This window comes from Bradyrhizobium sp. USDA 3364 (assembly GCF_054056355.1).
Genome location: NZ_JBSRYG010000002.1, coordinates 5,254,867 through 5,267,714, shown reverse-complemented (window position 1 = coordinate 5,267,714; position 12,848 = coordinate 5,254,867). Strand labels below are relative to the sequence as shown.

Genomic DNA, 12,848 nt, shown 5'->3' with positions numbered 1-12,848 from the left:
CGATTTCCGGTTCAAGCCTTTCACGCAGCATCGGCGCGGCAGAATTTCTTTGGCGCCGCCCGCAACGACAACAGGGAGTGCAACATGCAACTATCGATGAAAGACCGCGTCGCGGTGGTCACCGGCGGCAGCAAGGGCATCGGGATCGCGGTGGCGCGGCGGTTTGCGGAATCCGGCGCCAAGGTCGCGATCCTCGCCCGCGGCGCCGCCGACCTCGCGGCGGCGCGCGAGGCGCTCGCCAAGGACGGCCTCGCGGTGCGCGATTACGTCTGCGACGTCGCGAAGGCCGCCGACATCACCAAGGCCCACGACCAGATCATAGCGGACCTCGGCAAGATCGACGTGCTGGTCAACAACGCCGGTACGGCGCGCACGCTGGCCTTCGAGGGCATCAGCGACGAGGCCTGGCAGGAGGACCTCGACCTGAAACTGTTCGCCGCGATCCGCTTCAGCCGGCTGGTCTGGCCGGGCATGAAGCAGCGCAAATGGGGCCGCATCATCAACGTGCTCAACACGTTTGCGAAGGCGCCGGCCGGCAATTCCGCGCCGACCTCGGTGTCGCGCGCCGCCGGCATGGCGCTGACCAAGGTGATGGCCAATGAAGGCGGCGAGCACAACATCCTGGTGAATGCGCTCCTGGTCGGCCTGATCATGAGCGATCAATGGGTCAAGCGACATGCCGCCCAGGCGCCGGACACGGATTTCGGGGAATTCGCCAAGGGCCCTTGCCAAGGGGACGCCGCTCGGCCGCATCGGCACGGCGGAGGAGTTCGCCAACCTCGCCTGCTTCCTGGCCTCGGAGCAAGGCTCCTACATCACCGGCACCGCGATCAATGTCGATGGTGGCCGGTCGCCGGTTGTCTAGAGCCCCGATTCTGGTTCGACCAGAACCGAAGCTCCAGATTTCTTGCTTTGGCAGGCAGCAACCCAGGGCAGGAAGCGACGGCTCAAAAGCAAAAGGCCTCCGTCACCGGAGGCCTTTTCGTCTTAAACCGCGTCCTTGGCGGCCTTGACCGGCCGAGCGCGGACGATCTTCCGGGCCGGCTTGGCCTTGAACATCATCTCTTCGCCGGTGAAGGGGTTGGTGCCCTTGCGCGCCTTGGTCGCAGGCTTCTTGACCACAACGAACTTCGCGAAGCCGGGGACGAGGAACACCCCGGCCTTCTTCAGCTCCTTGTGGCCGACATCGACGAGCGAGTCCAAAACGTTCTTGACGTCGCGCTTGGAGAGTTCGGTGGTGGTCGCGATCTTCTCGATCACTTGCGACTTCGACAGTTGGGTAGCCATGGTTGCTCCATTGATTCTGGAGTGGGCACGATATGGCGGAAAACGCCGAGAAAAACAGTGTTTTCTGCACTCCCCACCACAATATCGCTGTGGACAGCCCCCGAATCAGGGATTTTTCCAGTGTTTTTTCCAGTCAAGGCGCTTCCGACCCCTAAAATTACAGGCTTTGCGCGGCTTCGGGGCTCCCGAAACGGCACCTCGAGAGAATCACTTCCCGCTTTTTGCGCCGCCAGCGCGCGACAATGTGGCGCGCAATCCGGGTTGCGGTGCTGCGGCACGCCACTTCAGGTTTCGGAAACGATCCTCCAAAAGACCGAGGCATTAGAAAATGACTCGGGTTCGACTCGGGTTCCCATTCCATCGTAACATCGCAAGGGGTGCCACGACCGACCCGCTGGCCGCCCCGATCCAAGCCTTTATGTAAGCCCTGATCAGTTCTGGAGACCCGCGTATGGATTTGAGCCGCCTCGAGATCAACCGCCGAACGGCCCTTCTGACCTCGGCCGCGATTGCGGCCAATGTCATCAATCCGATGCGGGCCTTCGCGCAGGAGACCCCGCGCAAGGGCGGCGTGTTCAACGTCCATTACGGCGCCGAGCAGCGCCAGCTCAACCCCAGCATCCAGGCCTCGACCGGCGTCTACATCATCGGCGGCAAGATCCAGGAGAACCTGGTCGACCTCGACGCCAACGGCCAGCCGGTCGGCGTGCTCGCCGAGAGCTGGGAGGCTGCGCCTGACGGCAAGACCGTCACCTTCAAGCTGCGCAAGGGCGTCACCTGGCACGACGGCAAGCCGTTCACCTCGGAGGACGTCGCCTTCACCGCGATGAACATGTGGAAGAAGATCCTCAATTACGGATCGACACTGCAGCTGTTCCTCACCTCGGTCGATACGCCTGATCCGCAGACCGCGATCTTCCGCTACGAGCGGCCGATGCCGCTGAACCTGCTGCTGCGGGCCCTGCCCGACCTCGGCTATGTCTCCGCCAAGCATCTCTATGAGAGCGGCGACATCCGCCAGAACCCGACCAATCTGGCGCCGGTCGGCACCGGCCCGTTCAAATTCGTCAAATATGAGCGCGGGCAATACATCATCGCCGACCGCAACCCGAACTACTGGCGGCCGAATGCGCCCTATCTCGACCGTATCGTCTGGAAGGTGATCACCGACCGCGCCGCCGCGGCCGCGCAGATGGAGGCCGGCGAGCTGCACTACAGCCCGTTCTCCGGGCTGACGATCTCGGACATGGCGCGGCTCGGCAAGGACAAGCGCTTCATCGTCTCGACCAAGGGCAATGAAGGCAACGCCCGCACCAACACCATCGAGTTCAACTTCCGCCGCAAGGAACTGTCCGACATCCGGGTCCGCCGCGCCATCGCGCATGCGATCAACGTGCCGTTTTTCATCGAGAATTTCCTCGGCGATTTCGCCAAGCTCGGCACCGGCCCGATCCCCTCGACCTCGACCGACTTCTATCCCGGGCCGAACACGCCGCAATACCCTTACGACAAGGCCAAGGCGATCGCGCTGCTCGACGAGGCCGGCTTCAAGGCCACAGGCGGCAGCCGCTTCTCGCTGAGGCTGCTGCCGGCGCCGTGGGGCGAGGACATCTCGCTATGGTCGACCTTCATCCAGCAGTCGCTGGGCGAAGTCGGCATCCAGGTCGACATCGTCCGCAACGACGGTGGCGGCTTCCTCAAGCAGGTCTATGACGACCACGCCTTCGATCTCGCCACCGGCTGGCACCAGTATCGCAACGATCCCGCGGTCTCGACCACGGTGTGGTACCGCTCCGGCCAGCCCAAGGGCGCGCCGTGGACCAACCAGTGGGGCTGGGAGGACAAGACCGTCGATGCCACCATCGACAACGCCGCGACCGAAGTCGATCCGGTCAAGCGCAAGGCGCTCTATGCCGATTTCGTCAAGGAGGTGAACACCGAGCTGCCGGTCTGGATGCCGATCGAGCAGATCTTCGTCACCGTGATCACGGCCAAGGCGCGCAACCACTCCAACACCCCGCGCTGGGGCTCGACGAGTTGGCACGATCTCTGGCTTTCGGCCTGAGCTGCGGCTCACCCCTCATGGTGAGGAGCGCGCAGCGCGTCTCGAACCATGAGGCCCGGCCGGTGGCCTCATCCTTTGAGACGCTTGCTGCGCAAGCTCCTCAGGATGAGGAGATACTGGTCGCCAAGCGGACCGTGCAATATCGCTTATGACGAATAGATCGAAATGGCGCGACGAAAAATCGTCGCGCTCCACCCCCATATCAGCCAAAATAGCGGCATGCGTATCCTGAGCCTTGCGGGGCGGCGGCTCGCCGCCTCGATTCCGACCTTGTTCCTGATCCTGATCGGCGTGTTCCTGCTGTTGCAGCTCGCGCCGGGCGACACCGTCGATGCGCTGATGGCGCAGATGGGCGGCGGCGATGCCGCGACCGCCGAGGCGCTGCGCAAGTTCTACGGGCTCGACCTCTCGGTTCCCGCGCAGCTCGGCAACTATCTGTGGCACCTGGTGCGGCTCGACCTCGGCTTCTCCTCGATCTACGGCAAGCCGGTGGCGACCGTGATCCTGGAACGGCTGCCGCCGACCATTCTCTTGATGACCGCGTCACTGTCGTTCGCGTTCTTCTTTGGCCTCCTGTTCGGCGTGATCGCCTCGCGCGGCGTCAACCGCTGGCCGGACACGCTGATCTCGACCCTTGGCCTGATCTTCTACGCCACCCCCTCGTTCTGGTTCGGGCTGATGGCGATCGTGGTGTTCTCGGTCTATCTGCAATGGCTGCCGCCGGGCGGCTTCGAGGACATCGGCACCGTCCAGACCGGGATCTGGCGCGTGCTCGACATCGCCGCGCATCTGGTGCTGCCGACGCTGACGCTCGGGCTGATCTTCCTTGCGATTTATCTGCGCATCATGCGCGCCTCGATGCTGGAGGTCTTGAACCTCGATTTCGTCCGCACCGCCCGCGCCAAGGGGCTGGACGAGACCCACGTCATCACCCGCCACGTGCTGCGCAACGCACTGCTGCCGATGGTGACGCTGATTGGACTACAGGCCGGAACCATGCTCGGCGGCTCGGTTGTGGTCGAGAGCGTGTTCTCGCTGCCCGGCCTCGGCCGCCTCGCCTATGAGTCGGTGGTGCAGCGCGACCTCAACACTCTGCTCGGCATCGTGTTCGTGTCGGCGCTGCTGGTCATACTCGTGAACTTCGTCGTCGACCTGCTCTACGCGCGGCTCGATCGGCGCATCGCGGCGGAGGGCTGACGATGGACGCAATGAAACGCTATTTCCGCAGCCCGGCCGCGGTGATCGGCCTGATCCTGCTGCTGCTCGTGATCGCGATGGCGATCAGCGCCGGCTTCCTCTACCCGCGCGATCCGCTCGCTCTGGCCGGCCGGCCACTGGTCTGGCCGTTCACCAACCCGCGCTTCCTGCTCGGCACCGATAATTCCGGCCGCGACATCGCCGCGCAGATCTTCTACGGCGCGCGGATCTCGCTGCTGATCGGCGGGGTCGCCACCGTGATCGCGATCCTGATCGGCATCCTGGTCGGCGCCTTCGCCGGCTATTACGGCGGCTGGGTCGATAATGTGCTGATGCGGATCACCGAGGCGTTCCAGACGCTGCCGAACTTCGTGCTGCTGCTGGTGCTGGTCGCAGTGTTCGGCTCGACCCTGACCACGGTGACCATCGCGGTCGGCGTGGTGTCGTGGCCGGCGCCGGCGCGGCTGACCCGCGCCGAGTTCCTGTCGCTGCGCAACCGCGAATTCGTGCAGGCCGGCAAGACGCTCGGCATGAAGGACGTCCAGTTGATCCTCGGCGAGATCCTGCCCAACGCGCTGCCGCCGGTGATCGTCTATGCCAGCGTGGTGATGGCGGTCGCGATCCTCTTGGAAAGCGCGCTCGCGTTCCTGAGGCTGTCCGATCCCAACGTCGCCTCCTGGGGCAATTTGATCGGGCTCGGACGCGACGTGCTGCGGGTGCAATGGTACGTCTCGGCGATCCCCGGCATCGCAATCCTGATCACCGTGCTCGCGGTGTCGCTGGTCGGCCAGGGCCTCAACGACGCGCTCAATCCGAGGCTGAAGAGCCGATGAGCGAGACGGTCCTTTCCCTCGACGGGCTGACCGTGCGCCTGCCCAAGGGCGCCGACCGGCCGCATGCGCTGTCCGACGTGTCGTTGTCGGTCGCGTCGAACGAGATCCTCTGCGTGGTCGGCGAGTCCGGCTCCGGCAAATCGATGATGGCCAACGCCATCATGCGGCTGCTGCCGAACGAGGTGACGATCGAGCGCGGCCGGATGATGTTCGACGGCCGCGACCTCTGCGCCGCCGATCAGGCTGAGATGCGCGAGGTGCGCGGCGCCGGGATCGCGATGATCTTCCAAGAGCCGATGACGGCGCTCAATCCGCTGCGCACCATCGGCGACCAGATCGGCGAGATGTTCGCGATCCACACCGGCCTCTCGAAGGCGGAGATCAATGCGCGGGTGCTGGCCCTGCTCGAGGACGTCCGCATTCCCGATCCCAGGGCGGCCGCAAAGGCCTATCCGCACGAGCTGTCCGGCGGCCAGCGCCAGCGCGCCATGATCGCGATGGCGCTCGCGCTCGACCCGAAGCTCCTGATCGCGGACGAGCCGACCACAGCGCTCGACGTCACGACCCAGGCGCAGATCCTGAAGCTGATCCGCGATTTGCAGCAGCGCAAGAAGACCGCGGTGCTGTTCATCACCCATGATTTCGGCGTCGTCGCCGAGATCGCCGACCGCGTCGTGGTGATGCAGCACGGCGCGATCGTCGAGCAGGGCTCGGCCGACGCGGTGCTGAACGATCCGCAGCATGCCTACACCAGGCAGCTGATCGCAGCCGTGCCGCCGCTGACGGCGCCGCCGCCACGTATCTTGTCCGGCAAGGACATCCTGACCGTCGACGGGATTTCAAAAACCTACCGCACCGGCGGCTTCCTCGGCCGCGGCGCGCGGGTCACCGAGGCGGTCAAGAACGTCTCGCTGCGCCTGCCGCGCGGCGCGACGCTCGGCATCGTCGGCGAGTCCGGTTCGGGCAAATCGACGCTGGCGCGCTGCATCGTGCGGTTGATCGATCCCGACCGCGGCTCGATCGTGCTCGACGGCAAGGACTGGGCGAAGCTCGGCCGCGACGAGATCAGGCGCGAGACCCGTCACATCCAGATGGTGTTCCAGGATCCCTTCGCCTCGCTCAATCCGCGCCGCAAGGCGGCCGACCTGGTGGCGCAGGGACCGATCGTGCACGGCACCGACCGCGCCACTGCCATTGCAGACGCGCGAAAACTGTTCGAGCTGGTCGGCCTCGACCCATCCGCCGGCGATCGCTACCCGCACGAATTCTCCGGCGGCCAGCGGCAGCGCATCGGGCTGGCACGGGCACTGGCCCTGCAGCCCGACGTGCTGGTCGCCGACGAGCCTGTCTCGGCGCTCGACGTCTCGGTGCAGGCGCAGGTCTTGAAGCTGCTCGCCGGACTGCGCCAGCAGCTCGGCCTCTCCATCATCTTCATCACCCACGATCTGCGCGTCGCCGCCCAGATCTGCGATCTCGTCGCCGTCATGAAGGATGGCGCCGTGGTCGAGCAAGGGCTGACCGCCGAGGTGTTCGGCAAGCCGCAGCATCCCTATACGCAGGCGCTGCTGTCGGCGATCCCCGGCGGCGACTTCACGCGCAAGCGCGATGCCTTGATCGCCTGATCAAGGCATCTATGACCGGCGCGAGGCGAGGAGATGCTCGGCCCAGCGCAGCAGTTCGAAGCGATCGCCCCTGACCAGTTCCTGGGCATCGCGGCGCCGGTAGAGCACCAGCATCCAGGGCGCGAGCTTGCGCAGCAATCCGTGCGCCATGTACTGCACCGGCTCGGTGAATGGCAGCGCCAGTTCGCTTTCCGGCACGCCCTGCACCGCTTTCGCCAATTCGCGGCCGAGCGGGATCGTCAGCGCGACGGCGCGGCCGTTGCATCCGGTCCAGCCATAGGCGTTCGGTCCGAGCTTGTGCATGCGGGGCAGGAAATCCGCGGTCATCCCGACATAGCCGTTCCAGACATAGTCAAAGGAGACGTCGCCGATCTGCGGCCACAAGCGCTGCAACCGCTCGGTCACCTGCGCCTTCAGCCGCCCGGTCTTGTCGCCGGGGCCGAGCACCGCGCCGCCGGTGACGAGGCGGTTGCGGGCGTCGTAGCGCGCAAAATACAGCTCGCCATGGGTGTCCGACATCGCCTGCCGGCCGGGGATGATGGTCTTGCGCACATTGTCCGACAGTGGCTGCGTCGCCATCTGCCAGGACAGCACCGGCATCACCTCGGTCGCGATCTCAGGCACCAGCGATTTCGCAAACTCGCCGCTATAGGCATTGGTCGCGACAACCAGCGCACGGCCGGAAATTTCGCCCTTCTCGGTCTTCACCACCCAGCGATCGCCGCGGCGCTCGAAGGCGAGCGCAGGCGAACGGGCATAGATCCGCCCACCGAGACCGAGCACGGTGCGCGCAAGGCCCCGCGCCAGCGCCAGCGGATTGACGTGACCGCCGGTCCGGTTCCAGAAGCCGCCATACCACGCATCCGAGCCGAGCATCTCCCTGGTCTGGTCGCGCGACAGCAACTCGACCGGCGCGCCGAATTTCGACCATTGCTGCACCCGCCGCTCCGCGATCTTGATCCGGCCGGGCGAATGCACCGGCTGCACCCAACCGGCCTGCTCCTGCTCGGCCTCGATGTTGTAGCGCCTGACGACGTCGAACAGCATGGCGGCGCTGTCGCGCAGCATCGCGACGAAGCGCTCGCCGGCCGCGCCGTGCCTCTTGATGATGTCGTCGGGATCAGGACGCGACAGCGTCGGGATCACCTGCCCGTTGTTGCGCCCCGAGGCGCCCCAGCCCGGCTCGGCGGCCTCGACGATCGCGACGTCGACATTGGCCTCGCGCAGATGCAGCGCGGTCGACAGGCCCGTGAAGCCGCCGCCGATGATGACGACATCGGCCTGTTGCGCACCGGTCAGTTCGGGGCAATCAGGGCCTGACGGCGTCACCGCGGCCCAGAGCGAGTTGGGCCAGCGCACGGCATTGCTGCTCATCATGATCCTTTCTTGCGGGTGCCCGGCCATTCTGGTTAGCTTTAAAGCATGATCCGGAAAAGTGCGTAGCGGTTTTCCGAAAAGATCACGCTCAAGCAAGGTCTCTTATTCCAGCCGGGAAGACAACACGTGGCACTCAAGAACGTCATCGGAATCGATCACGCCGTGGTCATGGTGAAGGACCTCGACAAGGCCGCCGAGAATTACAAACGGCTCGGCTTCACCGTATCGCCGCGCGGCACCCACAGCGCGCATATGGGGTCGGGCAACTACACCATCATGTTCGACCCCGACTACATGGAATTGCTCGGCGTGCTGACGCCGACAGAACATAATGCGCCGGCGCGCGCCTTCCTGGAGAAGCGCGGCGAAGGCATCGAACGGATCGCGTTCACCGCGGTGGATTCCGCCGCCGGCGCCGAGGAGATCCGCGCGCGCGGCTATGCGCCGATCGGGCCGACCGATTTCGAACGCCCGGTGACGCTGCCTGATGGCACGGTCTCCGCGGCGAAATTCCGCACCTTCCAGTGGCCGACCGCGGAAGCGCCCGGCGGCGTCCGCATCTTCGCCTGCCAGCACAAGACCCGCGAGACGGTGTGGATCCCCGAACTGATGGCGCACGCCAATGGGGCAAAACGTCTCAAGCAGGTGTTGATCGTCTCGCCCGATCCCGCAACCGATGCTGCTCATCTGTCCAGGATGATCGACATCGCGGTCAGGAACGATCCTGACGGTGCCGTTACGGTGCCGTCCGGCGGCGACCGCGCCGACTTCGTGTTCCTGACCAGGGAGCAGCTCGGCAAGCGCTATGGCGGCGTGTCGCTGGATGGCCTGTCCGAGCGCGGCGGCGCCGGCCTCGTGATTGCAGCCGATCTTGCCTTAACCGAGAAGGCCCTCGGCGCAACCGGCGTGAAGAGCAGTGGCGGCATCACCGTGCCGCCGGCTGCGGCCAACGGCACCCTGCTCGCCTTCGTCAAGGCGTAGCGCCCCAAGCTTGCGCGGCGCTGCATCATGCGGCGCCGCAGCTCGAGCATCGATGCGATTTTTGATCGCATCAATGCTGTTCCTGCATCGGTCGATGCGTGCTCCGTCCGCAAAACCGCTGTTCACTTTTCCGGATCATGCTCTAGTATCTCTCCCAAACAAGAAAATCGTCCTGGGGAGAGCAACATGTCGCATCACCTGATCTCGCGCCGGCAGATGCTGGCGGGCACGGCCGCTGCTGGTGCGGTCGGATTGACCGGATTTCCGGCTCGCGCCGAGGTCAACTGGAAGAAATATTCCGGCACCACGCTCGAGGTCAGCCTCGCCAAGGGACCGCGCGGCGACAATCTGCAAAAATACATCAAGGAATTCACCGAGCTCACCGGCATCAGGGTCGAATCGGAGCAGGTCCCCGAGCAGCAGCAGCGGCAGAAATGCGTGATCGAGCTGTCCTCGGGCAGACCGAGCTTCGACGTCGTGCACCTCAGCTATCACGTGCAGAAGCGGCAATTCGAGAAGGCCGGCTGGCTCGCCGACATGTCGCCCTATCTGAAGGATCCGAGCATGACGCTGCCGGACCTCGTCGAGAGCGACTTCTCCGCGGCCGGCCTGCAATATGCGCGCAACGACAAGGGCCAGATGCTGTCGCTGCCGTGGTCGGTCGACTATTTCATCCTCTACTACAACAAGGAGCTGTTCCAGAAGAAGGGCGTCGAGGTCCCGAAGACGCTGGACGAGATGGTGGTCGCCGCCGAGAAGCTGACCGACCCGAAGGAAGGCATCTACGGCTTCGTGGGCCGCGGCCTGCGCAACGCCAACATGGCGATGTGGACCAACTTCTATCTGAACTATGGCGGCGAATTCCTCGATGCGAAGGGCAACATCCTGACCGACGGCCCCGAGGCGGTCGAGGCCACCAAGCTCTATCAGCGGCTGCTGACGAAATGCGCGCCGCCCGGCGTCGCCGGCTTCAACTGGATGGAGTCGATGGCCTCCTTCACGCAAGGCCGGTCGGCGATGTGGATCGACGCCGACGGCTGGGCGCCGCCGCTGGAAGACCTCGCCGCCTCGCGCGTCGTCGGCAAGGTCGGCTACACGCTGGTGCCGGCCGGCCCGAAGGGTAAGTTCTCGTCGACCTATGGCGACGGCGTCGGCATCGCGGCGGCGAGCAAGAACAAGGAAGCCGCCTATCTGCTGTGCCAATGGGTGGTCTCGCGCGGCCAGGGCGCGCGCCTGCTGCAAGCCGGCGGCGGCGTGCCGTTCCGCAACTCGATCGTCGACGACGCCGAGGTCGCCAAGGGCGTGAAGACCAAGGAATGGCTGCAGTCTGTGGTCGACTCGGCCAAGATCTCCAAGCTCGGCCTGCCCGTCATCATCCCGGTCGCCGAATTCCGCGACATCGTCGGCGCGGCGCTGACCGCGACGCTGTCGGGCGCCGATCCCGCCGCCGAGCTGAAGAAGGCGCACGAGCAGTTCCGCCCCATCCTGGAGCGTAGCGAAAAAGCGTGAGCGTGGTGACACAGAGTGAGCCGGCGATGGCCGAGCAGGCCGCGCCGGCGCGTGAATGGCGTCCGCCGTCGTATTGGCCGTTCGTGATCCCGGCGCTCGTCGTGGTGCTGGCGGTGATCGTCTTTCCGTGGGTGTTCACGATCTGGATGAGCCTGCAGGAATGGAAGGTCGGCTCGCCGACCGTCTTCGTCGGGCTTGCCAACTATTTGCGGCTGCCGACCGATCCGCGCTTCGTCGAGGCGGTCGGGCACACGCTGTCCTACACGGCGCTGTCGGTGCTGCTGCCGCTGGTGTTCGGCACGCTGGCGGCGGTGGTGTTTCACCAGAAATTCGCCGCGCGCGGCTTCCTGCGCGGCATCTTCATCATGCCGATGATGGCGACGCCCGTCGCGATCGCGCTGGTGTGGACCATGATGTTCCACCCGCAGCTCGGCGTGCTGAACTACCTGCTCTCGCTGGTCGGCCTGCCGCCGCAGCTCTGGGTGTTCAACCCGGCGACGGTGATCCCGTCGCTGGTGCTGGTCGAGACCTGGCAGTGGACGCCGCTGGTGATGCTGATCGTGCTCGGCGGCCTCGCCGCTATCCCGACCGAGCCCTATGAGAGCGCGCAGATCGACGGCGCCAATTTCTGGCAGGTGTTCCGCTTCATCACGCTGCCGCTGATCATGCCGTTCCTGTTCATCGCCGGCATGATCCGCATGATCGACGCGGTGAAGAGTTTCGACATCATCTTCGCGATCACCCAGGGCGGGCCGGGCTCGGCGTCGGAAACCATCAACGTCTATCTCTACAGCGTCGCCTTCGTCTATTACGACCTCGGCTACGGCTCGGCGATCGCGGTGGTGTTCTTCCTGCTGATCGTGGCGCTCGCGGCGCTGCTGCTTTACTTGCGCAAGCGCCTGCTGTGGACGTCCGAGCTCGGGAGCGAGGCATGAACCCGCGCTATATCCTCGGCAGGATCGGGCTGTGGCTGTCGGTGTTCGTCATCGTCTCGCCGGCGATCCTGTTCTTCCTCTGGATGGCCTCGCTGTCGCTGAAATTCGAGATCGACAACGCCTCCTATCCGCCGGTGTTCTTCCCGGAGCATATCGCCTGGAAGAACTATGCCGACGTGTTCGCCTCGAACCGCTTCCTGACCTATTTCACCAACAGCCTTGTCGTCACCGGTTGCGCCACGGCGCTTGCGATGCTCGTCGGCGTGCCCGCCGGCTACGGCATTGCGCGGATGGCCGCGCATAAATCGGCGATCGTGATCCTGATCGCGCGCATCACGCCGGGCCTGTCGTACCTGATCCCGCTGTTCCTGCTATTCCAGTGGCTCGGCCTGCTCGGCACGCTGGTGCCGCAGATCATCATCCACCTCGTGGTCACGGTGCCGATCGTAATCTGGATCATGATCGGCTATTTCGAGACCACGCCGCTGGAGCTGGAGGAAGCCGCGCTGATCGACGGCGCCACGCGCTGGCAGGTGTTCCGCCACGTCGCGCTGCCGATCGCCAGGCCCGGGCTCGCGGTCGCCTTCATCCTCGCGGTGATCTTCTCCTGGAACAACTTCGTGTTCGGCATCGTGCTGGCCGGGCGCGAAACCCGCACGCTGCCGGTCGCGGTCTACAACATGATCTCATTCGACCAGCTGAGCTGGGGCCCGCTCGCCGCGGCGGCGCTGATCGTGACTGCGCCGGTGCTACTGCTGACCGTGATAGCGCAGCGGCAGATCGTGGCCGGGCTTACGGCAGGTGCGGTGAAAGGCGGCTAGCTAGGGCGCGTACCCGTAAATCCGCCCGCCGAATGACGCCTGTATTACCGTCAGAAGCGAACGAAAGAGGCGCGCTTGGTCGTGTCGGCTCATGTCGGCTAAGGAGAACTGCAGACATCCCGGGGGCAACCGATGAGGTCCGCTGGCGGCATAAGCCGGCATGCTACGTTTCAATGAACGGGTAGCGAATGGTTTCTTCACATTCATCCCTCAAGTCGCGT

At 65.1% G+C, this 12,848-nt stretch carries 10 protein-coding genes and 1 pseudogene; 9 read left to right on the top strand and 2 right to left on the bottom strand.

What is annotated here, in order from left to right; translation table 11 throughout:
• Nucleotides 1-84: 84 nt before the first annotated feature.
• Nucleotides 85-615 (top strand): annotated as a pseudogene (locus tag ACVILL_RS24915) (SDR family NAD(P)-dependent oxidoreductase); the annotation flags it as partial.
• 372 nt (nucleotides 616-987) lie between these two features.
• On the opposite strand, the gene ACVILL_RS24910 reads toward ACVILL_RS24915, so the two are convergent.
• On the bottom strand, nucleotides 988-1,287 hold the full coding sequence (locus ACVILL_RS24910) for an HU family DNA-binding protein (protein WP_021077434.1): 300 nt from the start codon (nucleotides 1,285-1,287) through the stop codon (nucleotides 988-990).
• Nucleotides 1,288-1,738: 451 nt separating this feature from the next.
• Between ACVILL_RS24910 and ACVILL_RS24905 the strand changes: the two genes are divergently transcribed.
• The 4 genes from ACVILL_RS24905 to ACVILL_RS24890 all read left to right on the top strand — a co-directional run bounded on the left by ACVILL_RS24905 (nucleotide 1,739) and on the right by ACVILL_RS24890 (nucleotide 7,004).
• Nucleotides 1,739-3,352 (top strand): ABC transporter substrate-binding protein, encoded by a 1,614-nt coding sequence (locus ACVILL_RS24905; protein WP_456731445.1) that lies wholly within the window; start codon nucleotides 1,739-1,741, stop codon nucleotides 3,350-3,352.
• 219 nt (nucleotides 3,353-3,571) lie between these two features.
• Complete coding sequence (locus ACVILL_RS24900; RefSeq protein WP_456731444.1) at nucleotides 3,572-4,549, top strand: ABC transporter permease; 978 nt, start codon at nucleotides 3,572-3,574, stop codon at nucleotides 4,547-4,549.
• A 2-nt stretch (nucleotides 4,550-4,551) separates the two neighbouring features.
• Complete coding sequence (locus tag ACVILL_RS24895) at nucleotides 4,552-5,382, top strand: ABC transporter permease (RefSeq protein WP_456731443.1); 831 nt, start codon at nucleotides 4,552-4,554, stop codon at nucleotides 5,380-5,382.
• Nucleotides 5,379-7,004 (top strand): ABC transporter ATP-binding protein, encoded by a 1,626-nt coding sequence (locus ACVILL_RS24890; protein WP_456731442.1) that lies wholly within the window; start codon nucleotides 5,379-5,381, stop codon nucleotides 7,002-7,004. The genes ACVILL_RS24895 and ACVILL_RS24890 overlap by 4 nt, the downstream gene beginning before the upstream one ends.
• Nucleotides 7,005-7,013: 9 nt before the next feature.
• On the opposite strand, the gene ACVILL_RS24885 is transcribed toward ACVILL_RS24890, so the two are convergent.
• Nucleotides 7,014-8,378, bottom strand: coding sequence for an NAD(P)/FAD-dependent oxidoreductase (locus ACVILL_RS24885; protein WP_456734355.1), 1,365 nt, complete (start codon nucleotides 8,376-8,378; stop codon nucleotides 7,014-7,016).
• 129 nt (nucleotides 8,379-8,507) lie between these two features.
• On the opposite strand from ACVILL_RS24885, the gene ACVILL_RS24880 reads away from it, so the two are divergent.
• From ACVILL_RS24880 to ACVILL_RS24865, 4 genes are all read left to right on the top strand, one after another.
• Complete coding sequence (locus ACVILL_RS24880) at nucleotides 8,508-9,362, top strand: VOC family protein (protein WP_456731441.1); 855 nt, start codon at nucleotides 8,508-8,510, stop codon at nucleotides 9,360-9,362.
• A 186-nt stretch (nucleotides 9,363-9,548) separates the two neighbouring features.
• On the top strand, nucleotides 9,549-10,871 hold the full coding sequence (locus tag ACVILL_RS24875) for an ABC transporter substrate-binding protein (protein WP_456731440.1): 1,323 nt from the start codon (nucleotides 9,549-9,551) through the stop codon (nucleotides 10,869-10,871).
• A complete protein-coding gene (locus tag ACVILL_RS24870) occupies nucleotides 10,868-11,806 on the top strand; it encodes a carbohydrate ABC transporter permease (protein WP_456731439.1) in 939 nt (312 codons plus the stop codon). The genes ACVILL_RS24875 and ACVILL_RS24870 overlap by 4 nt, the downstream gene beginning before the upstream one ends.
• A complete protein-coding gene (locus ACVILL_RS24865; RefSeq protein WP_456731438.1) occupies nucleotides 11,803-12,627 on the top strand; it encodes a carbohydrate ABC transporter permease in 825 nt (274 codons plus the stop codon). Before ACVILL_RS24870 ends, ACVILL_RS24865 begins: the two co-directional genes overlap by 4 nt.
• Nucleotides 12,628-12,848: the final 221 nt, after the last annotated feature.

What these genes read in the sequence shown, in the direction of transcription:
- ACVILL_RS24885 (WP_456734355.1), bottom strand. Translation starts at nt 8,378, where the DNA reads ATGAGCAGCAATGCCGTGCGCTGGCCCAACTCGCTCTGGGCCGCGGTG.
- ACVILL_RS24865 (WP_456731438.1), top strand. Translation starts at nt 11,803, where the DNA reads ATGAACCCGCGCTATATCCTCGGCAGGATCGGGCTGTGGCTGTCGGTG.
- ACVILL_RS24900 (WP_456731444.1), top strand. Translation starts at nt 3,572, where the DNA reads ATGCGTATCCTGAGCCTTGCGGGGCGGCGGCTCGCCGCCTCGATTCCG.
- ACVILL_RS24895 (WP_456731443.1), top strand. Translation starts at nt 4,552, where the DNA reads ATGGACGCAATGAAACGCTATTTCCGCAGCCCGGCCGCGGTGATCGGC.
- ACVILL_RS24890 (WP_456731442.1), top strand. Translation starts at nt 5,379, where the DNA reads ATGAGCGAGACGGTCCTTTCCCTCGACGGGCTGACCGTGCGCCTGCCC.
- ACVILL_RS24910 (WP_021077434.1), bottom strand. Translation starts at nt 1,287, where the DNA reads ATGGCTACCCAACTGTCGAAGTCGCAAGTGATCGAGAAGATCGCGACC.
- ACVILL_RS24905 (WP_456731445.1), top strand. Translation starts at nt 1,739, where the DNA reads ATGGATTTGAGCCGCCTCGAGATCAACCGCCGAACGGCCCTTCTGACC.
- ACVILL_RS24875 (WP_456731440.1), top strand. Translation starts at nt 9,549, where the DNA reads ATGTCGCATCACCTGATCTCGCGCCGGCAGATGCTGGCGGGCACGGCC.